General features: G+C 69.9%; 15 protein-coding genes and 1 pseudogene. 5 read left to right on the top strand and 11 right to left on the bottom strand.

The features are described from left to right. Nucleotides 1-2 precede the first annotated feature (2 nt). The gene (locus NBRGI_RS13000) at nt 3-1,508 is read right to left on the bottom strand and encodes a multicopper oxidase family protein (RefSeq protein ID WP_036558824.1); all 1,506 of its coding nucleotides are present in this window, start codon (nt 1,506-1,508) and stop codon (nt 3-5) included. A gap of 216 nt (nt 1,509-1,724) precedes the next feature. Here NBRGI_RS13000 and NBRGI_RS12995 point away from each other — a divergent pair, with 216 nt between their 5' ends. Both NBRGI_RS12995 and NBRGI_RS12990 read left to right on the top strand, forming a co-directional pair. Next, nucleotides 1,725-2,900, top strand: coding sequence for a sensor histidine kinase (locus tag NBRGI_RS12995; protein WP_029895918.1), 1,176 nt, complete (start codon nt 1,725-1,727; stop codon nt 2,898-2,900). Beyond that, nucleotides 2,897-3,532, top strand: a complete 636-nt coding sequence (locus NBRGI_RS12990) for a response regulator (protein WP_029895916.1) — start codon at nt 2,897-2,899, stop codon at nt 3,530-3,532. The genes NBRGI_RS12995 and NBRGI_RS12990 overlap by 4 nt, the downstream gene beginning before the upstream one ends. 3 nt (nt 3,533-3,535) lie before the next feature. On the opposite strand, the gene NBRGI_RS12985 is transcribed toward NBRGI_RS12990, so the two are convergent. The 3 genes from NBRGI_RS12985 to NBRGI_RS12975 form a co-directional block, all read right to left on the bottom strand. Continuing rightward, on the bottom strand, nt 3,536-5,167 hold the full coding sequence (locus tag NBRGI_RS12985) for a BCCT family transporter (RefSeq protein WP_029895915.1): 1,632 nt from the start codon (nt 5,165-5,167) through the stop codon (nt 3,536-3,538). Nucleotides 5,168-5,220: 53 nt separating this feature from the next. Next, nucleotides 5,221-7,917, bottom strand: a complete 2,697-nt coding sequence (locus NBRGI_RS12980) for a discoidin domain-containing protein (RefSeq protein ID WP_036558821.1) — start codon at nt 7,915-7,917, stop codon at nt 5,221-5,223. A 114-nt stretch (nt 7,918-8,031) separates the two neighbouring features. Continuing rightward, on the bottom strand, nt 8,032-8,979 hold the full coding sequence (locus tag NBRGI_RS12975) for an SMP-30/gluconolactonase/LRE family protein (RefSeq protein ID WP_029895911.1): 948 nt from the start codon (nt 8,977-8,979) through the stop codon (nt 8,032-8,034). A 247-nt stretch (nt 8,980-9,226) separates the two neighbouring features. On the opposite strand from NBRGI_RS12975, the gene NBRGI_RS12970 reads away from it, so the two are divergent. From NBRGI_RS12970 to NBRGI_RS12960, 3 genes and pseudogenes are all read left to right on the top strand, one after another. Then, nucleotides 9,227-9,694 (top strand): YiiD C-terminal domain-containing protein, encoded by a 468-nt coding sequence (locus NBRGI_RS12970; RefSeq protein WP_029895909.1) that lies wholly within the window; start codon nt 9,227-9,229, stop codon nt 9,692-9,694. 367 nt (nt 9,695-10,061) lie between these two features. Next, nucleotides 10,062-10,388, top strand: a pseudogene (locus NBRGI_RS12965) (transglycosylase family protein); the annotation flags it as partial. Nucleotides 10,389-10,706: 318 nt separating this feature from the next. Further along, nucleotides 10,707-12,653, top strand: a complete 1,947-nt coding sequence (locus tag NBRGI_RS12960) for an MFS transporter (RefSeq protein ID WP_029895905.1) — start codon at nt 10,707-10,709, stop codon at nt 12,651-12,653. On the opposite strand, the gene NBRGI_RS12955 is transcribed toward NBRGI_RS12960, so the two are convergent. The 7 genes from NBRGI_RS12955 to modA form a co-directional block, all read right to left on the bottom strand. Further along, the gene (locus NBRGI_RS12955) at nt 12,650-13,228 is read right to left on the bottom strand and encodes a pyridoxamine 5'-phosphate oxidase family protein (RefSeq protein WP_029895904.1); all 579 of its coding nucleotides are present in this window, start codon (nt 13,226-13,228) and stop codon (nt 12,650-12,652) included. The genes NBRGI_RS12960 and NBRGI_RS12955 overlap by 4 nt on opposite strands. 91 nt (nt 13,229-13,319) lie before the next feature. Continuing rightward, nucleotides 13,320-14,063 carry an SDR family oxidoreductase gene (locus tag NBRGI_RS12950; protein WP_029895902.1) on the bottom strand — a complete coding sequence of 248 codons (744 nt, stop codon included), beginning with the start codon at nt 14,061-14,063 and terminating at the stop codon, nt 13,320-13,322. Next, complete coding sequence (locus tag NBRGI_RS12945) at nt 14,060-15,073, bottom strand: phosphotransferase family protein (RefSeq protein ID WP_029895900.1); 1,014 nt, start codon at nt 15,071-15,073, stop codon at nt 14,060-14,062. Before NBRGI_RS12945 ends, NBRGI_RS12950 begins: the two co-directional genes overlap by 4 nt. Further along, nucleotides 15,070-16,239: a thiolase family protein gene (locus tag NBRGI_RS12940; RefSeq protein ID WP_029895898.1), complete on the bottom strand. Its 1,170-nt coding sequence runs from the start codon at nt 16,237-16,239 to the stop codon at nt 15,070-15,072. Before NBRGI_RS12940 ends, NBRGI_RS12945 begins: the two co-directional genes overlap by 4 nt. Nucleotides 16,240-16,511: 272 nt before the next feature. Next, entirely contained in the window at nt 16,512-17,561 is a 1,050-nt protein-coding gene (locus NBRGI_RS12935; RefSeq protein WP_029895896.1) for an ABC transporter ATP-binding protein, read from the bottom strand. Continuing rightward, entirely contained in the window at nt 17,558-18,367 is an 810-nt protein-coding gene (modB, locus tag NBRGI_RS12930) for a molybdate ABC transporter permease subunit (RefSeq protein ID WP_029895894.1), read from the bottom strand. The genes NBRGI_RS12935 and modB overlap by 4 nt, the downstream gene beginning before the upstream one ends. Then, the gene (gene modA / locus NBRGI_RS12925; protein ID WP_051727712.1) at nt 18,364-19,143 is read right to left on the bottom strand and encodes a molybdate ABC transporter substrate-binding protein; all 780 of its coding nucleotides are present in this window, start codon (nt 19,141-19,143) and stop codon (nt 18,364-18,366) included. The genes modB and modA overlap by 4 nt, the downstream gene beginning before the upstream one ends. Nucleotides 19,144-19,146: the final 3 nt, after the last annotated feature.

Below are 19,146 nucleotides of genomic sequence, written 5' to 3'. Positions count from 1 at the left end.
TCTCACCCGTGATGCCTTGGCCCGGAGCCTGATTCGGCGTGCATGCCGGGCATGTCCATGACCATAGGCGCGGGCTGCTGGCCCGGGGCGAGGACGAGGAATTGGCCCATCATGCCGTGGTCCTCGTGCAGGAGCAGGTGGCAGTGGAACATGTACGGGTAGGTGGGGTCGCTGTGCGTGGCGAAGCGCATGGCCAGGCGATAGACGCGCTGGGGCTCGGTGTAAAGGGTGTCCTTCCAGCCGCCGAGTTCGGGCGGCGGGGCTTGGCCGTCGACGGTGATCACCTGGAATTGGACGTCGTGCACGTGGAAGTTGTGCGGCCAGTTGTCGTTGTTGCGGACCGACCAGACCTGAGTGGTGTCGACCGGAATCGTGAGATCGATGCGGTTCATGTCCATCCGCTGACCGTTGATCATGAACCACTTCAGTTCGAATTCGTGATCGACCGGGGTGTCCGGGGTGGCGAGCGGCGCGCTCGTGGTGAGCGAACCGGGAAGGGGCGCCGATCGTTTCAGGTTTCGACCCGCGCGCAGCAGCACGATGTCGAAGGTGTCGTCGAAGCCGAACGCGGCCGCGCGATCGATATCGCGGCGCGCGAGGATCGGCAGCGAGCGCAGCATGATCTGTTCACCGTCGCGCAGGCCGACGACGATCTCGGCGCGCTCGCCGGGACTGAGCTGGACGGCGCGCAACGGCACCGGCGCGGCGAGCAGGCCGCCGTCGGAGGCGACGAGCTGGAATTCGCGGTCGTCGGCGAACGCGAGCCGGTAGATGCGGCCCGACGACCCGTTGAGCAGCCGCAGCCGGACCCGGTCGGTGCCGACGTCCAGGTGCGCGTCCGCGATACCGTTGGTGACGATGGTGTCGCCGAGCAGGCCCACATCGGTCGGGTCGGATTCGTCCAGGGCGCCATCGGCGGTGAAGCGCCGGTCCTGGATGATCAGCGGAATATCGTCGACGCCATAATCTTTCGGGAGGTCGAGCGCGTCGGACGTGTCGTCGTCGACGAGGAACAGGCCGGAAAGTCCGCGGTAGACATGCTTTTCGGTGGCGCCGTGCGGATGCGGGTGGTACCAGAGGGTCGCGGCCTGCTGATCGACCGTCCACTCGGGCGACCAGTCGCCGCCCGCTTCGATCGTCTGATGCGGCCCGCCGTCGTGCCGGGCGGGCACGTGCATGCCGTGCCAGTGCACGGTGGTCGGCTCGGCGAGGGTGTTGCGCACGGTGAACGCGACCGTCTCGTGGCGTCGGGCCCGCAGCGTCGGTCCGAGGATCGACCCGTTGTAGCCCCAGGTCGGCGTGCGCTTGCCGGGCAGGATCTCCGAGCTGCCCGCCTGGACGTCGAGCCGGAAGTGCCGGACGCCGGCGGCATCCACCGTCGAGCGGGCCTGCGGCGGGATGGGCAGCGGCCTGGTGGCCGAGCTCGGCGCGCCCGCGGGTCGCCCGGTGCAGGCCGCCGCGAGTGGCAGCACGGCGACTCCGGTGAGGAAGCCTCGTCTCGAGACCACGGTTTACTCCTTGTCGTCGGTGTCCGTTCCAGCTTCGATTGCTCACCGATTGCGGAAATCGGCCCGGAAGCCGCTGTTCGTGGCAGCCCGCTCCGCCCGCGGACCCTTGTGCGCGGCTCGCCGACGTGCTAACGGCCGAGCTTCCGATCCGTGCACATCGCTCGGCCCGGAGGTCTTGATGGCCGCGAAACCGCAGTCCCTTACCGTGGGACCGTGATGGAGATGGGTTCCCGGCCCGCCCTGCGGTCGGCCGTTCGGTGTCTCCCGCTCGTCGTGGTTCCGCTGCTGCTGGCGGCCAGCACCTTCCCCGGCCAGTACCGGGTGCCCTGGAGTTACTGGGTGTTGGCCATGGTCGCGAGCGGGTTGTTCGTGGTGGGTCGGCGGTGGCCGCTGGCGGTGGCGATCGCGCTCGCCGCGCTCGCCGTGCCGATGTTCCGGACCGAGGCCTGGGGTCTGTCCGGGCTGGTGCCGTATCTCGGGGCCGTCGCTCTGGTCGAGGCGGTGATGCGGACCCGGAGCGATACCCGGGTGGTGCTCGCGGCAGCCTGCTGGGCCTGCGCGGTGCTGCTCGGGCGCTGGGGCAGTCATGACGCGTCACTTTCGCGCGCCGCGATTCTGGTCGAGGCGGGCACCTATGTGGGTGTGCCGCTGCTGCTCGGCCTGTACCTGCGTGGCCAGCGGGCGCTGGCGGCGAGCCTGCGGCTGCGCGCGGCGGACGCCGAAGCCCGCCGCGCCGACGCCGAACTGCGCACCCGCGCGAACGAGCGCAGCGCGCTGGCCCGCGAGCTGCACGACCTGGTGGCCCATCACATGGCCTCGATCGTGCTGCGGGTCGGCATCGCCCGGCACGTCGCACCCGATCTGGACCCGGGCGTGACCGCGGTGCTCGACGACGTCCGCGCCACCGCCACCGACGCACTCGCCGACATCCGGCGGCTGCTCGCGGCGCTGCGCGATCCGGCGCTCGGCGAGGTCGCGCTCGTGGACGCGGCGGCGGTGCACAAGGAGATCACGGCCGCCGTGCAGCGCGTGCGGGTAGCCGGGTTCACCGTCGACGCGGAGCTGGCGCTCGGTACGGCGGGCCTGGACGCGATCGGGCGGTTGACCCTGCTGCGGCTGGTGCAGGAATCGCTGACCAATGTGATGAAACACGCCGATCCGGCGGTACCGGTCCGGGTCGATGTGCGCGATCGCGACGGTGGGGTGCGATTGCGTGTCGACAGTGGCGGAAAAGGCAGTGCGACAGCGGTTTCGGTGGGCCACGGCATCGTCGGCATGCGCGAGCGGGTGCAACTCGCGGGCGGCACGCTGGATGTCGGTGCGACCGCGCGGGGTTGGGCGGTGGCCGCCTGGTTGCCCGGCGCCGCGGACCGAGCGGGGGTCCTCGCGTGATCACCGTGCTGCTGGTCGACGATCAACGCCTGGTCCGGGCGGGCCTGCGGATGCTGATCGACGCCACCCCCGACCTCGAGGTGATCGGCGAAGCCGCCGACGGCGTCGCGGCCATCCGGTCGGCGGCAGAACTGTCACCCGATCTGATCCTGATGGATCTGCGCATGCCCGGCCTCGACGGTGTCGCCGCGACCGAGCAGATCGTCGGGGCGCGGCCCTCGGCGAAAGTGTTGGTGCTCACCACCTTCGATGACGACGAGCATCTGTTTCCGGCGCTCGCCGCGGGGGCCGCGGGTTACCTGATCAAGGACACCGAGCCGAGCGAGCTGCTCGCCGCCATCCGCCGCACCGCCGACGGCGACATGCTCTTCTCCCAGAACCTGCTGCGCCGCCTCGTCGATCGCGCCGTGGCCACCCGGCCGGAGCCGGAATCGCCTGCCGCGCAAGCGGAATTGACGCCACGCGAACGGGAGGTGCTGTCCCTGGTCGGCGCGGGCTGGAGCAATCAGGAGATCGCCGATCGTCTGCACCTCGGCGTCACGACGGTGAAGACGCACGTCGCGAACTTGATGAGCAAGACCGGTTGCGACAACCGGGTGCGCCTGGCGGTCTACGCGCACAAGCTGCATTGAGGGTCAGGGGGGCGGCGTCCGGCGGCGGGGCTTGCGAGCGGGCTCGCGTTCGCTGATCGCCTCGCCGACCATGGCGCGCACCGCGTCTCGGAGTCCGTAGAGCGGATGGTGGCCCGCCGGGCCCGCGCCCGGGTCCTCGCGAAGTTCCTTCAACAGCGACCAGCACAGCGCGAGCATCACCAGGACGAAGGGCAGCGCTACGAGGATCGTCGCGGTCTGCAAGGCGCCGAGCCCGCCGGCGACGAGCAGTACAGCGGCGACCCCGGCCATCAGGATGCCCCAGGTGACCACCAGCCAGGAAGGCGGATTGAGCGCTCCCCGGCTGGTCAGCGAACCCATCACGAGCGAGGCGGAATCGGCGCTGGTGACGAAGTAGGTCATCACCAGGATCATCGACACCCAGGAGGTGACCGTGCCCAGTGGCAGCGCGTCCAACATGTCGAACAGCGAGGCCTCCGCGTCGTCGGCGTTCGCGGTGAGATCGGCGACGCCGGTGCTGCTCAACCGGATGGCGCTGCCGCCCATGATGCAGAACCACACCACGGTGACCCCGCTGGGCACCAGCAGCACCCCGATGAGGAATTCCCGGATGGTGCGCCCCCGCGAGATCCGCGCGATGAAGGTGCCGACGAACGGCGCCCAGGACAACCACCAGGCCCAGTAGAAGATCGTCCACGTGCCGAGCCAGGCCGAATCGGCGTATGCGCCGGTCCTGGTGGCCATCGGCAGCAGGTTGGTCAGATAGTTGCCGATGCTCGACGGAATGCTGTCCAGCACATACACGGTCGGGCCGAGTACGAAGACGAACACCATGAGCAGCGCGGCCAGCGCGATGTTCACCGTGGACAACCACTTGACGCCCTTGTGCAGCCCGGAGAAGGCGGACAGGACGAACGCGGCGCTCAGCGCGCCGATGATGATCAACTGCACGGTCACCGTGTCCGGCGCGTTCGCGGTGAGGTGCAAACCCTTGGCGACCTGGAGCGCGCCGAGCCCGAGGCTGGTCGCGGTGCCGAACACGGTGGCGAACACGGCGAGCAGATCGATCGCCTGCCCGGCCCAGCCCGCGGCCCGGCGGGCACCGAGCAGGGGAACGAACGCGGCGGAGAGCCGGTTGCCGCGCCCCTTCCGGAAACCCGCGTAGGCCAGGGCGAGCCCGACGATGCCGTAGATCGCCCACGGCGTGAGCGTCCAATGGAACAGCGAATATTGCAGGGCGGTACCGGCGGCGGCGGTGGTCTGCGGCGCGATGCCCGTGGACGGCGGCGGCTCGACGAAATGCTGCAGCGGTTCACCCACCCCGTAGAACATCAGGCCGATGCCCATGCCCGCGCTGAACATCATCGCGATCCAGGCGAGGTTGCTGAATTCCGGTTCGGCGTCGTCGGCGCCGAGCCGGATCCGGCCGAACCGGCTGACCGCGATCACCACGCAGAGCACCAGGAAGACGTCGGCGGACACCACGAACAACCAGTCGAAGTTGCCGAGCACCCAGTTCAGTGCCGTCTCGGAGACGGCGCCGAAACTGTCCTTGCCCAGGGCCGCCCACCCGGCGGCCGCCACCACCGCGGTGACGCCGATGCCGATGAGCCGCAGATCCGGCGTGGTCGGTGTCTTCTCTGTCTCGGTAGCCATCGCGATCAACTATTGCGGGTAACCGCCGAATAACCGAAGGGACGCGCCGCCGTTCACCGCTGTGCGGCGTACATCTCGAGCTCGCGCAGGTCCGGCCGGGCGGCCGGGTCCAGGGCGGACAGGGTCATCCGCAGATAGCGGGTCGTGAGCGGGCGGGTGGTCGCGCCGGTGGCCGGATCGAGGTCGACTGCGGTCCAGGTGTGATTGTCCGGTGAGGCCTCGAAGGTGGCCGCCGGGGCCGGGCCGGACCAGCGCGGAAGTATCCGCCCCACCGGTGTTGCGGCACCGAGATCGACGGTGTAGGTGGCCGGCCCGGCGCCCGGCGCCCAGCCGGTGCCGACGCTGCCGTCGACCGCGGCGTCGGCGTAGCGCCCCGGTTCTTCGGCGCTGGCCGTGACGGATTTGCAGCGGGCGAGGTTGTCGGTGGGAGTGCGGTCCGGGCGGCGGGTCGGAAGGGTCAGCGGCTCGTCCCGGCCGACCGTCGCGACGCCGGTCGCCGTCCGGACCGGCATGGCCGCACCGTCTTTCAAGATGATCCTGGTCTGGTCCGGTCCCAGTTCGGCGTCGAAAGTCCGGCCCTGCCAGCGCATTCCGCGCAGATGCAGGCCGGTGCTCAGCTCCGGCGGCAGCATCGGATCGACCCGTATCTCGTCGGCGCGCTGGCGCAGGCCGAGCAAGCCGTTGGTGAAGGTCTGCAGGAAACCGCCCGCGGCCGTGACGAAGGTGAACGCGGGCGCGCCCGCCAGCGCGTCCTTGACCCCTACCTTGTTGCCGCGGGCCTCGGCGAACTGCCCGAACGGCGCGCGCACGAACGGGCGCACGGCGCGTTCGAGGTAAGTGTTGGTGGTGCAGCCGGGGGTGCCGATGGTCGCGGCGTCGATGGCGTGCACCGAATCGGTCATCGCGGGACCGTCGGGATCGGTGTGCTCGGCGTAGTACTCCAGGGTCCTGGCCGAAACCTCCGGTGACATCGGCCATTCGAGCGGGTAGACGAGCAGGACGGTGTCCGCCTGTTTGATCGGTGTGCCCGCGTAGCCGTCGTACTGGGCGAAGATCTGCCGCTCGGCGTCGAACGGCATGCGCAGCCGATCGGCGATGGCGACCCATTCGGGCGGGGCGGGAGCGCCGACGAGCTGCGCGGCGCGGGTCGCATTGCGCAGCGCCAGTGCGGCTACCGCGTTGGTGTAGGCGCCGTCGCGCACGCCGTTACTGTATTCGTCCGGGCCCGCGACGTTTTCGATCGAATAGCTGCCGTCGTCGTTCGGTGTCACCCGGGAAGCCCAGAACTCGGCGAGGTTTCGCATGATCGGCCAGCCGCGATCGCGCAGATACCCGGTGTCGGCGGTGGCCAGATAGTACTGCCAGGCCGCGAGCGAGATGTCGCCCTGCAGGTGGATCTGGGTCAGGCAGTGCGGCGGATCCCAGCTGTGACATTCGGCCAGGGCACCCCGGCTCGCGCTGGTCCAGGGGTAGAACGCGCCGCGCAAACCGAGCTGCGCGGCGTTGGCCTGCGCGGCGGGCAGCGTCTTGTAGCGGTACTCCACCACGGATTTCGCGAGCTCGGGCGCGAATTGCAGGAGGGCGGGGAACATCCAGATATCGGCGTCCCAGAACACCGCCCCCGCATAGTTGTCGCTGCTCAGCCCGACTGGTGAGAGGCTGTTGTCCTGTTCGGGATTCGTGCCGGCGTACAGCGAATAGAGCGCGCCTCGCACCCAGTTCTGCAACTCGGGGGCGTCCGGTGTCTCGATATCGCCGCGCCACAGCGCGCGCCAGACCGCAGCCGTACCGGCCAGCAGCTGCGGCCAGCCTTTGTCCGCGGCACGACGGGCGGCGGCGCGCGCCGCCGCGGCGGGCTCGGGCGCGGTGAGCTGGGTGTCGACACCGACGAATTTGGTTATCGCATAAGACTTCCCGGCTTCGACCTGGAACGTGCTCTGCTGTTCCGCGGTGAGTTCACGGGCCGGTCCGGGCTGCACGGGATGCCCGGTGCGCAACACCGAGGCGACCTCGCCGGGAACGCCGGTGCCCTCGGTGCGGAAACCGACGCCGATCCCGTCGCCGCGCGCGCCGGCGTCGACGGGGGTGAGCCTGCGCGCTCCCGCGCCGTCGAGGCGATCGGTCACGGTGAGTTCGCCGGACCAGTGCGGCACCACGGTCAGCTGCACCGCGCCGACGTGCTGGTCGGCGCGGTCGGCGAGCACCTCGTACACCAGGTCGGTGACCTTGCTGTCGCGGCCGGTCCAGGTGAGCGTCGTGCGCACCAGCCCGCAGCGCAGGTAGCGCGTCTGCGCGAACTTCGTGATCTGGGCGGCGGGCGTCGCGGTGGAGAACGTGTCGTCGCCGGCGCCGACGGTGAGCGTGGACCAGTTCGGGAGTGCCGTGGCGACTTCCCGATCGTCGGCCAGACCCGGTGTGTGCCCGTACAACCCGGCCACGAAGGCGCCGTCGTAGCGCGGCGTGTACAGCGGCCACCCGGACGGCTCACCGGTGAGCGCGTAGCCGGAGCCGCGGGGCGGGACACGCAGCCCGAGATAGCCGTTGCCGACGAACGGATGTTCGTCGAACGCCGCGTCCACGTCGGTGTTCGAGGACGTCCAGCCGGGATCGGACGAGGCCGCGTCCTCGGGACACACGTGCGCGACGTCGGCCTCCCCGGTGTGCCGGACGGCGTAGAGCACACCGCAGGCCACGAGAATCACCGCGGCGACGAACGCGGTGGCGATCAGGAACCTGGTGCGCGAAGCCAAACCGTACCTCCATGTGCGGCATGGACGATCGTGTGGTGCTCGGCGATACGGGGTTCATCCTATGCCCGGCGTCGCGTTCGGGCAGCAGGCGTCGCGGCTCCGGCCGCACGGCGGTCAGGGGGCGGCGGTAGTGGCGTCCGGGTCGAAACCGCCGGGGATCTCATAGATCACGCCGGTGAACGTGGCCCCGAACAGCCGGCCCGCCGAGAAGCCCGTCGTGCCGCGGCCGTAGGTGAGCACGCTGGTCAGCGGATTGCCGTCGCCGAGCACGCAGTACCGATTCGGCGCGTCGATGCGGATCACCTGTCCCGCGGTGTTCAGCGGAACCACCGGCCGGTCCAGCGAATCCAAGGTCAGCCCGTCCGGCGCGGCGAGCGCGTCGGCGCCGGTCAGGTCGAGCAGCGACTGGGGTGCACCCGGGTTCGCCGTCGGAATCCGGCTCACCCCCGGGTTGGCGAATGTCCTTCCCACATACAGGTATTCGTCGTCTTTGCCGAGCACCGCGCCGTTCGCGCTCGGGAAAGCCGCCCAATCGGCCTGCACCACGCGGTTCGGATACACCCGGCCGATGAGCGCACCGAAATCGTTGGTGGCGTAGACCGTTCCGTCCTGTGCGACGTCCATGCCGTTGGCCGCGCTGAGTCCGGCCGCGAACGGGGTGAGCGCGCCGGTGTCCGGGTCGAGTTCGACGATGCCCGCGTGTCGCAGCGCGTCACCCGCGAACACGCGGGCGTCCGCGCCGTAGCCGACGAGCAGTGTGCCTTGCGGTGTCCAGGCCAGCGCGCCTCCGCCGCCGCTCGGCACGGTCGCGATCGGTACGGGTACCGCACCCGGGGCGTCGATCCGGTAGACCCGGCCGGTCGCCAGGTCGGTGGTGTACGCGCGGCCGCGCGCGTCGACGGTCAGTCCCTCCAGTGCGCCGGGCAGTGCCGCGGCGGGAACGGTCGGCTGCCCCGCGCCCGGACACACCGGCGCGGCCTGGGCCGCGGGCGCGGCCACGGCGGATACCGTCGCGAATGCCAACGCCGCCAATATCGTTGCTGCCTTGCGCAGTTCAGTCATGGTCTCCCTTTCCCGACGGGTGCGCCGATGTGCACCGTCTCCGGCAGCGGCGGCCTGGTGCGTCGCCCGCCGGTCGCGGCGGCGACTCGTGCGGTATGCCCACGGCACAGCGCAGTATGCCCCGGTGGACCGGAATCGGCGGCGATGTCGGTGCCGGTGGCGCGCCAGGTCCGGTTTACCCTTTTCTGAGGTCGGATGGGCGGCGACCAGGTGCGTCGCGCCCGGCGTGTGAAGGGACTGGTGCGATATGACCGACGAGGTGGCGACCCCGCCGTTCACCGAAATCATCAACGGAGCACTGGAATTCACCATTCCGGTCGCCCACCGGATGGGGATCGCGGCGGCCGAGGTGCGTCGCGGGTTCGCGGCGACGACGGTGCCGGTGGAGGGCAACGGCAACCACTTCGGCGCGATGTACGCCGGGGTGCTGTTCACGGTCGCGGAGATCCTCGGCGGCGCGATCGCCATCGCGACTTTCGACAACTCCGCGTACTACCCGCTGGTGAAGGACCTGCACGTGTACTTCCGCAAGCCGGCCAAGACCGATGTGCGCGCCGAGGCGACGCTGTCCGACGCGGAGATCGCCCGGATCGAGGCCGAGGCCGCCGCGAACGGGAAGTCCGACTTCACGCTGCGGGCCGTGGTCACCGACGCCGCGGGCGTGGTGGTCGCGGAAACCGAAGGTCTCTACCAGTTGCGCGCGCACGGCAAGTAGGGGCGTCGGCGTGGCGGCGTCCCGCTGACCGGGACTCGGCACCGGATGTTGCGAGCGGAAACACAATTTCGCTGTGATCTCGGGCACATAACGTAACGATAACTGAACGCTTGTATGAACCTTTCCGGCTGCTCGGAAGGGGAAATAGCAATGCCCTCTAAGTTTGCAGTGGCAATTTGTCCGTGATCACCACGTGATTTGCAGCGAATTCTTCGCTACCGTCGCCGAAGCCCGATCGAAGACGGGCTCGAACTCGGACCGTTGAACGCCGGTAACCCTGTCCCGCGGTCCGGGGATCCCCGACCTACCTGGGGGCAGGGACGCGACCTCGACGGTCGTGCCGGTGGGCGCAGGCAGGAAACTCCCTATGTCGCTCAACAGCAAGTTCAGTGCTCGTGCCCTCGGCCTCACCGCCGCGCTCGGCGCTTTCGTCGTCGTCCCGTTCGGCCTGTCCACCGCCACCGCGTCCGCGCACAACTGGGATGCTGTCGCGCAGTGCGAGAGCGGTGGCAACTGGGCCATCGAGACCGGTAACGGGTTCTCCGGCGGGCTGCAGTTCACCCAGAGCACCTGGGAGGCCAACGGCGGTGTCGGCCGGCCGAGCAATGCCAGCCGGGCCGAGCAGATCCGGGTCGCCGAGAACGTGCTCGCCACCCAGGGCCCCGGCGCCTGGCCGGTCTGCGGCGCCCACCTCTGACGCCGATCGGCGCCTGCCGCGAAACGCGGCAGGCGCCGGGCTATTTCGGGGCGATTGCGTCATCCGGGGCAAGCGTCGAGCTTTCCGTTGATATCCGTGGAGCTGCGCTGTTTTGCGTGATGCCGAATGGCAGTGTGCGCAGCGAGCATTCGGATATTTCGTCCCATCTTTCGGAACTAGAACACGTTTCGGTCTCGTGCCGGGAAATGCCTGCGCGTGGTGATACCCATCACTACCCTGTTGCCACCCGGCTCCCTCGGTGCTGGATCGTCGTAAATCCAGCCGAGATGCCGTGGCCAGAAAGGCATCTCGACCATGAGTTCGACCCGGACCGCAGCCCCGCCGACGCTTCTCACCGGGCTGTGGCAGCGCAAGCTACCGCACTACCCCGACACCCCCGCCCGCTCCTGGTACCTGACGGTTGTCGTGGTCACCTCGATCGCGCTCTACTACCAGTTGTTCGTCACCGGCGCGGTGGGCAACGAACTGATCGCCTATTTCGAGCTGTCGTTCGCCTACTTCGTCTGGATCTTCATCATCGGCGCGGCCTTCGGCGCCGTGGCCTCGGTGCTGGCCGGGGTGCTCGACCGCTGGGGGCGCGCGAACATCGTCGCGTACGGCGTGGTGATCTGCTCGCTGCTGACGCTGTTCGCGGTGCCCGCGACCACGACGAAGGAGCAGTACCTCTTCGTCTACTGCGTGGTGAGCATCGTCGAGGGCGCGGTCCTGGTGGCCACGCCCGCCCTGATCCGGGACTTCTCGCCGCAGCTCGGCCGCGCCTCGGCGATGGGCTTCTGGACCCTCGGCCCGGTGATCGGCGCGCTGGTCACCACCGCCATCTCCACCAGGACGCTCGACGCGCACCCCGACTGGCAGTATCACTACCGGCTCTGCGGCGTGATCTGTCTCGTCATCGCGGTGTTCGCGGTCGTCGGCCTCCGTGAGCTCAGTCCGCCGCTGCGCGACCAGATCATGGTGTCGCTGCGCGACCGGGCGCTCGTCGAGGCGCGGGCGCGCGGATTGGACGTGCGCAGACTCGAACAGGGGCAGTGGCGTCAGATGCTGCACCTGGACATCGTCGGCTCGGCGCTCGGGATCAGCCTGTTCCTGGCGTTCTTCTACACGATCGTGTCGTTCCTGACCGTCTATATGGCGACTAATTTCGGCTTCAGCCCGGCCAAGGCGAACGCGCTGGGCAACTGGTACTGGACCGCCAACGCGGTGGCGCTGGTGCTGGCCGGGCTCGCCTCGGACTATCTCAAGGTGCGTAAGCCGTTCATGATCGTCGGCGCGGTGCTCAGCATCGTCGGCATGTACCTGTTCATCGGGTACACCGACGACCCGGACACCGGCTACTACACCTTCGCCTGGGTGTTCGCCCTCATCGCGATCGGCACCGGCATCGCCTACGCCACCTGGATGGCGAGCTTCACCGAGACGGTTGAGCAGCGCAATCCCGCGGCGACCGCGGTGGGTCTCGCGGTGTGGGGCGGGGTGCTGCGCGGCGTGGTCACCGTGGTGCTGTTCGGGCTGCTCGTGGTGGTGAACGCGGCGGGGCCGCTGGTCAACCACGGTCCTCGGTTGCACGAGATCCAAGCGCGCTACGGTCCCCAGCTGGCGACGATCCAGCAGGTCGGGCCGGAAACCCTGGCGGCACTGGGCAAAGACCCGAACGACCAGGCGGCCCAGCTGGCGGCGCTGACGAAGCTGACCGGGGCCACGCCCGCCGAGATCCAGGCGGCGTTCGCGCTCAACGCCCGATATCCGGACGAGCTGGCGACGCTGCAGGCGATCGAACCCGCCACCCAGGCCGCGCTCGCCGCGAACCCCGCCGACGCCAACGCGGGACTCGCGGCGGTGGGTCAGGTCGCCCGCAAGTTCGGTATCCCGCCGGATCAGGCCATCGCCCGGCTCACCGCGGTCCAGCAGATCCCGCCCGCCGAACTGGCCGGCGCGACCGCTGTAGGCCCGAAGCTGAACCGAGCACGGGCACAACTGGAGACGGTGGGCACCATCCCCGCGGCCGACCAGGCGTACCTGGCCGCGCACGGGAAAGAGGTCCAGCAGGCCAAGGCCGATTCGCCGCAGCAGTGGGCACGCTGGTGGTGGATCTGCCTGCTCGCGCAGGTCGCGTTTCTGCCGTTCGTCTTCCTGATGGCCGGGCACTGGTCGCCGAAACGCGCCGCGGCCGCTGCCGCCGAGCACGACCGGGTGGTCCAGCGTGAGCTGGCGGAGCTGACGCCGGTGCCGACCAGGCGCTAGCGCGCAATCGCGGACGGCAGCGGGTGGTCCGGCTCCAGGGCGGGTAGGCCGTCGATGCTGGTCGCGTTGTCGCCCGCGATGCGCTTGGCGAAGTCGTCGTCGCCGCGGCGGTCGTGCAACGCGTCGAGCACCGGGCGTTCGTCGACGAGTTCGAGATAGGGGACCGAATACCCGCACGAGTCGGCGATCCGGTCGATGCTGACCACGATGACACCGCGCAGGCCCGGATGTTGGAGTCCGAAATGCGGTCGCAGCGTGTCGAATTCGGCGGAATCGGGCCGGACCAGGCGACCGGTGCCGAAGAGCCGCAGGATCTTCGAGGTGCGGGTGAACGAGCAGAACATGATGGTGATCCGGCCGTTGTCGCGCAGGTGCGCGATGGTCTCCGCGCCGCTGCCGTAGAGATCGAGGTAGGCGAAGGTGTGCTCGTCGAGCACCGCGAAGGTGTCGCGATAACCCTTGGGGGACAGATTCACCCGGCCGCCCTCGGATGGTGCGGTGGCCACGAAGAACATCGACTGCTCGCCGATGAACTTGCGGAGTGCGTCATCGAGCTGTGCGAAGACCTTCGCCATCGGGGCCCCTTCCCATGTCGTCCCACGATCGGACACCGATGAGCGTAACGCCGCGACACCCGGACGCTGGGCGGCTGAGGCCCAGATCACCCTAGGCCCGCCAGAGCTGCTCGCCCGCGCGGGAGACGACGATGTTGGGCACCACGGCATTGCGGGACAGACGGGTGATCGCCAGCACCAGTTCGGCGATGTCCCCGGTGCTCAGCATCGCCGATGGCGCGAGCACGTCGCGTTTCCACGCCGTCATGTCGGTGTCGACATAGCCGGGGGAGATCGCGGTCGCGCTGACGCCGTTCGCGGACTCTTCCAGCGAAACGGTTTCACAGAGCGAGATCAACGCGGCCTTGGTCGCGCCGTATGCGGCCAGGCCCGCTTCGCCCGCGACCCCGGTGATGGAGGCGAGCGCAACGATTTTCGCGCCCCGGTGCGGGTCGTCGGCGGCGCTCTTGCGGAGCAGGGGCAGCGCGGACTGGATGAGCGTGAGCGGAGCGCGGAAGTTCACGTCCAGCATCCGCTCATAGGTTTTCGGCGGCATCTCGGCGACCGTGCCGGCGGTGCCGGTGCCCGCGCTGAGCACCAGCGCGTGCAGGCCGTCGAAGCGGTCCGCGTGCGCCCGCACCAGTTCCCGCACCTGCGCGAGGTCGTTCATCTGCGCGACAACGGGATTCACCTCGGCGCCCGTTTCCGCGTGCAGGCGGTGCGCTGCCTCGTCGAGCGTGTCTTTGTTCCGTGCGGCGATGGTCAGGCCGTAGCCCTCGGCGGCCAGACGGCGCGCCACCTCGGCGCCGATGCCGCGGGAACCGCCGGTGACCAGCGCGCTGCGGGTCTCGCTCATCCGAGGGTCGCCAGGCCGATGTCGAGCAGCAGCGGGACGGCCGCGCCGATGGTGGCGAAACCGTCGCCGACGGTCTTGCCCGCGAGGAAGCGCTGATGGATGCCCTCGGCGATGACGGCCAGCTTGTAATAACCGAGCGCGCGATAGAACGGTAGTCGATCGAGGGCGAAACCGGTTGCGGCCGCGTACCGTTCGGCGACTTCGTCGCTGCTCGGGAAGCCGGGATTCGCGCTCGGGGCATGCCGGACGCCGAGCACCGGCTCGCAGCGATTGTCCCAATAGACCTGCAAAAGCCCGAGATCGGCGAGCGGGTCGCCGAGCGTGGCCATCTCCCAGTCGACGACCGCGGCGATCCGGCCGGGGTCGGTGCGGTCCACGATCGTGTTGTCCAGGCGATAGTCGCCGTGCACGATGGTCTCGGCCGCCTGCTCGGGCACAGTGCGCCGCAAGGCCTCGGTAAGCCGGTCCAGAGCGTCGAGCTCCCGGGTGGCGACCCGATCCCATTGGCCGCGCCAGCGTTTCACCTGCCGGGCCAGATAGCCTGCGGGACGGCCGAATTCGGCGAGTCCGGCAGTGGCGTAGTCGACCGCGTGCAAGGCGGCGAGGGTATCCACGAGGGCGTTGCCCGTGGCCCGCGCCTGCTCGCTGGTGAGCGCGGCTGTCTGGTCGCCGTCCTGCAGGACCAGGCCGTCCACGAACGAGACCACCGCGAACGGGACACCGATCACCGCGGTGTCCTCGCACAGCGCGATCGCCTGCGCGACCGGGACGTTCGTGTCGCGCAGGGCCGCGACGACACGGTATTCCCGAGCCATGTCGTGCGCGGTCGGCGTGAGCGGCCCGAGCGGTGGGCGGCGCAGCACCCAATCGTGCGCGCCGTCGCTCAGCCGGTAGGTGAGATTCGACTTGCCGCCCGGCAGCAGGGTCGCGGTCAGCGGGCCCGCGGTGTCCGGGACGTACTTCTCGAAATACTGTTGCAGCGCAGGGAGATCCAGACCGGCGGGCGTCATCCGAGCCGCTCGATGATCGTGGCGTTGGCCAGCCCACCCGCCTCGCACATGGTCTGCAGGCCGAAGCGGCCGCCGGTCTGTTCGAGATGGTTCACCAGGGTGGCCAGGATGCGGGTGCCCGACGCGCCGAGCGGGTGGCCGAGGGCGATCGCGCCGCCGCGCGGGTTCAGTTTGGCGGGGTCCGCGCCGAGTTCGTGCTGCCACACCAGCGGCACCGGGGCGAACGCCTCGTTCACCTCATAGGCGTCGATCTCGTCGATGGTCAGCCCGGCCCGCGACAGCGCCTTGCGGGTGGCGGGCACGACCGCGGTGAGCATCAGCAGCGGATCGTCGCCGACCACGGCGAAGGAGTGGAAGCGGGCGCGGGGACGCAGCCCCAGCTTGGTTGCCGCCGCCTCGCTCATGATCAACGCCGCCGAGGCCCCGTCGGTCAGCGGCGACGAGTTACCCGGCGTGATGGACCATTCGATCTCCGGGAAACGCCGGGTGAACTGGTCGTCCACGAACGCGGGCCGCAGTGCGGCCAGACCCGCGGCGGTAGTGCTGGGGCGGATCGTCTCGTCCGCGGTCAACGTCCCCGCCGCGAGCAGTTCATTGTCGAAACCGCCCGCTGCGGCCGTCTCGGCGGCCAGGCGGTGCGAGCGGGCGGCGAACTCGTCGAGCGTGGCCCGGTCGAACTTCCAGCGCGCGCTGATCACCTCGGCCGCGATCCCTTGCTGCACAAGTCCTTCGGGATAGCGCTGGGCCAGCGGACCCTGGTTCGGATCCTTGCCCTGCGCGTTGGAGAACATCGGTGCCCGGCTCATCGACTCCACACCGCAGGCGATCGCGATGTCGTACGCGCCCGAGATCACCCCCTGCGCCGCGAAGTGCGCTGCCTGCTGACTCGACCCGCACTGCCGATCCACCGTGGTGGCGGGCACCGACTCCGGCAAGCCCGCCGCGAGCGCCGCCGTTCGGCTGATGTTGAACGCCTGCTCGCCGCTCTGCGTCACGCACCCGCCGACCACGTCGTCGATCAGCGCCGGGTCCAGATCGTTGCGCGCCACCAGCTCGCGCAAAACCCCCGCCAGCAAGGTCGCCGGATGTACCTCGGCGAGCCCACCTCCGGCCTTGCCCTTACCCGACGGCGTGCGCACCACATCAACGATTACGGCGGACCCCATAGCCCTCTCCGATCAACTTAAGTTACCTGCGATTCTCGTCTAAGTTAACACGGATTCGCACAGTTGCCGCTGTTGATGCACCGTTGGTCCCGGAGTCCGGACGTCAGAGGTCGAAGATCGTCGCCAGGGATGCGGCGACCACGGCTCTCTCGAACCAGTCGCCAACTGCTCGGTGTCGGTGCACGCCATGATGCGGGTACGAAGGTACTCGGGGGTTGGCAGGTGTGCTCGGATTGGGGGAAGCCCTGCTCGGAGCTTCGCCGCACCGCGGTTCAGGACGGATAGGTGTGTGTTTCGGTGGCTTTTACGGCAGCCCAGAGTCGGGTGCCCGGTTGCAGGCGTAGGTCGGCGACGGTGGCGGGGGTGACGTCGGCGAGGACGGGTGGGGCGCCGTCGAGGCGGACGCGGATGGTGTGGGCGTGCTGTTCCAGGCCGGCGATGGCGACGGGCCAGGTATTGCGCTGGCTGCCGGTGGGTTGTTCGGGGTGCAGGCTGACGGCGGTGGGCGGGAAGGCCACGTGCACCGGGCCGGCGCCGGGTTCGGCGACGGTGAGGGTGCCGCCCGCGTCGAGTTCGACCGTGGTGCCCTCGGCTCGGCCGCGATACAGGTTGAGGCCCACCAGGTTTGCCACGTAGTCCGAGCGCGGCCGCCGGGCGACCTCGCTCGGCGCACCCTCCTGCACGACCCGGCCGTGCTCCAGAATGACCAGCCGGTCGGCCAGCACCATGGCGTCGAGCGGATCGTGCGTGACGAGCACGGTGTGCCCCGGGTAGTCGGCGAGGTGATGGGCCAGGTCGGCGCGCACGCGCAGCCTGGTACTCGCGTCGAGCGCGGCCAGCGGCTCGTCCAGGAGCAGCAGCGCGGGCTCGGTGGCCAGCGCCCGCGCCAGCGCGACGCGCTGCGCCTGCCCGCCGGACAGCGCGCGCGGTTTCGCCTGCGCCTGCTCGCCGAGCCCCACCCGGTCCAGCCACTGGGCGGCCCGCTCCCGGGCGGCCGCGCGCCGGCTACCGCGCGCCCGCAACCCGAACGCGACATTGTCCAGGGCGCTGAGGTGGCCGAACAGCAGATAGTCCTGGAACACCACGCCGACCTCGCGGCGTTCGGCGGGCACGAACACCTGCGGCGGTGCGTCCCAGACCTTTTCGCCGATCCGTAGCGCACCGGCGGTCAGCGGCGTCAGCCCCGCCAGCGCCCGCAGCGCGGTGGTCTTGCCCGCGCCGTTGGGTCCGAGCAGGGCGACGACTTCACCGGGCGCCACGGACAACCGCAGGTCGAGCTCGAATTGCCCGCGGGTGACCCGCAGTTCGGCGGCCAGGCTCATACCGCGCCTCGAATCCATCGCTCGCGCAACGCGACCAGCACCACCACCGACACGGTGAGCAATACCAGGCTGAGCACGATCGCGTCCTCGGGGTCGGATTCCAGGGCGAGGTAGACCGCGAGCGGCATGGTGGTGGTCTTGCCGGGGAAGTTGCCCGCGAAGGTGATCGTGGCCCCGAATTCGCCGAGCGCGCGCGCCCAGCACAGCACCCCGCCCGCGACGACGCCGGGCAGCACCGAGGGCAGCGTGACCCGCCGGAAGGTCAGCCAGCGCGAGGCCCCCAGGGTGGCCGCCGCCTCCTCGAAGCGGGGATCCGCCGCCCGCAGCGCGCCTTCCACCGAGATCACCAGGAACGGCATCGCGACGAACGCTTCCGCGACGATCACCCCGGCGGTGGTGAAAGGTAGTGAGACGCCGAACCATTCGTACAGATACCGCCCGATCAACCCGCGCCTGCCCAACACGAGCAGCAGCGCGACGCCGCCCACCACCGGCGGCAGCACCAGGGGCACGGTGACCAAAGCGCGCAGCACCCCGCGTCCCGGGAGGTCGCCGCGCGCGAGCAGCCACGCCAGCGGTACGCCGAACACCAGGCAGAGCACCGTCGCTGAGCTCGCGCACACCAGCGAAAGTTGCAGGGCCTGACCGACTTCGGCGTTGAGCAGGCGATCGGGCAGACCACGCCACGGTGTCCGCCACAGCAGGCCGGCCAGCGGCACCAGCAAGAAGGCCAGCGCGCACAGCGCGGGTAGCAGCAGGACCAGCGGTCGCCGCCCCGTGGCCGTCCGCCGTGCCGTCCGGGTCACGGGTTGTCGAATCCCGCCTCGGTGAACACGGCGCGGGCCCGCGGCGACTGCACGAACTCGACGAACGCGGCGGCCGCGGCCGCGTTGGGGGCGTGCGCGAGCGGCGCGACCGGATAGTCGTTGATCGCCTTGCTCGACTCCGCGAAGTCGATGCCCGCCACCTGGTCGCCCGCCGCCCGTACATCGGTCCGGTAGACCAGTGCCGCGTCGACCTCACCCAGCTTGACCTTGGTCAGCACCGCTTTCACGTCGGCCTCGCGGGTGTCGGGCCGCGGGGTGACCCCCGCGGCCTCGAACACGGTCTCGGCGGCGGCGCCGCACGGCACCTGTGCGGCGCACAGCGCGAGCTTCGGTTCGGTCTTGCCGAAGTCGGCCAGCCCTGTGATGTGGCCGGGGTTGCCCTTCGGGACCGCGATCTCGAGCCGGTTGCGCACGAAGGTGACCGGCGCGACGGTCACCTCTCCTTTGTCCTGGACCTGCCGCATGTTCTTCGGCGCGGCCGAGGCGAACACGTCGGCGGGCGCGCCCTGGTTGATCTGTTCGGCCAGCGCCGAGCTGGCGCCGAAGCTGTACACCACCTTGACACCGGGGTGCGCGGCCTCGAACTGTTCGCCGAGTTCGGTGAAGGTCTCGGTCAGCGAGGCCGCGGCGAACACCGTGACGGTGCCGCCGATCCCGTCCGGGCCCGCGGGCGCGGCCTCGTCGTCCGAGCCGCAGCCGGCCAGGCCCAGCACGGCGACGCCGAGCGCGGCGGCGCTACTCAGCGAGCGAATCATGTT

Origin of the sequence: Nocardia brasiliensis IFM 10847 (assembly GCF_000710915.1) — a bacterium.
GTDB lineage: Bacteria > Actinomycetota > Actinomycetes > Mycobacteriales > Mycobacteriaceae > Nocardia > Nocardia brasiliensis_A.
The sequence above is the reverse complement of the archived record's forward strand: the minus strand, read 5'-3'. Positions and strand labels throughout refer to the sequence as shown.

Coding starts and splice junctions, on each gene's coding strand:
- NBRGI_RS12995 (WP_029895918.1), top strand. CDS start 1,725: ATGGAGATGGGTTCCCGGCCCGCCCTGCGGTCGGCCGTTCGGTGTCTC.
- NBRGI_RS12985 (WP_029895915.1), bottom strand. CDS start 5,167: ATGGCTACCGAGACAGAGAAGACACCGACCACGCCGGATCTGCGGCTC.
- NBRGI_RS12975 (WP_029895911.1), bottom strand. CDS start 8,979: ATGACTGAACTGCGCAAGGCAGCAACGATATTGGCGGCGTTGGCATTC.
- NBRGI_RS12970 (WP_029895909.1), top strand. CDS start 9,227: ATGACCGACGAGGTGGCGACCCCGCCGTTCACCGAAATCATCAACGGA.
- NBRGI_RS12960 (WP_029895905.1), top strand. CDS start 10,707: ATGAGTTCGACCCGGACCGCAGCCCCGCCGACGCTTCTCACCGGGCTG.
- NBRGI_RS12955 (WP_029895904.1), bottom strand. CDS start 13,228: ATGGCGAAGGTCTTCGCACAGCTCGATGACGCACTCCGCAAGTTCATC.
- NBRGI_RS12950 (WP_029895902.1), bottom strand. CDS start 14,063: ATGAGCGAGACCCGCAGCGCGCTGGTCACCGGCGGTTCCCGCGGCATC.
- NBRGI_RS12945 (WP_029895900.1), bottom strand. CDS start 15,073: ATGACGCCCGCCGGTCTGGATCTCCCTGCGCTGCAACAGTATTTCGAG.
- NBRGI_RS12940 (WP_029895898.1), bottom strand. CDS start 16,239: ATGGGGTCCGCCGTAATCGTTGATGTGGTGCGCACGCCGTCGGGTAAG.
- NBRGI_RS12935 (WP_029895896.1), bottom strand. CDS start 17,561: ATGAGCCTGGCCGCCGAACTGCGGGTCACCCGCGGGCAATTCGAGCTC.
- modA (WP_051727712.1), bottom strand. CDS start 19,143: ATGATTCGCTCGCTGAGTAGCGCCGCCGCGCTCGGCGTCGCCGTGCTG.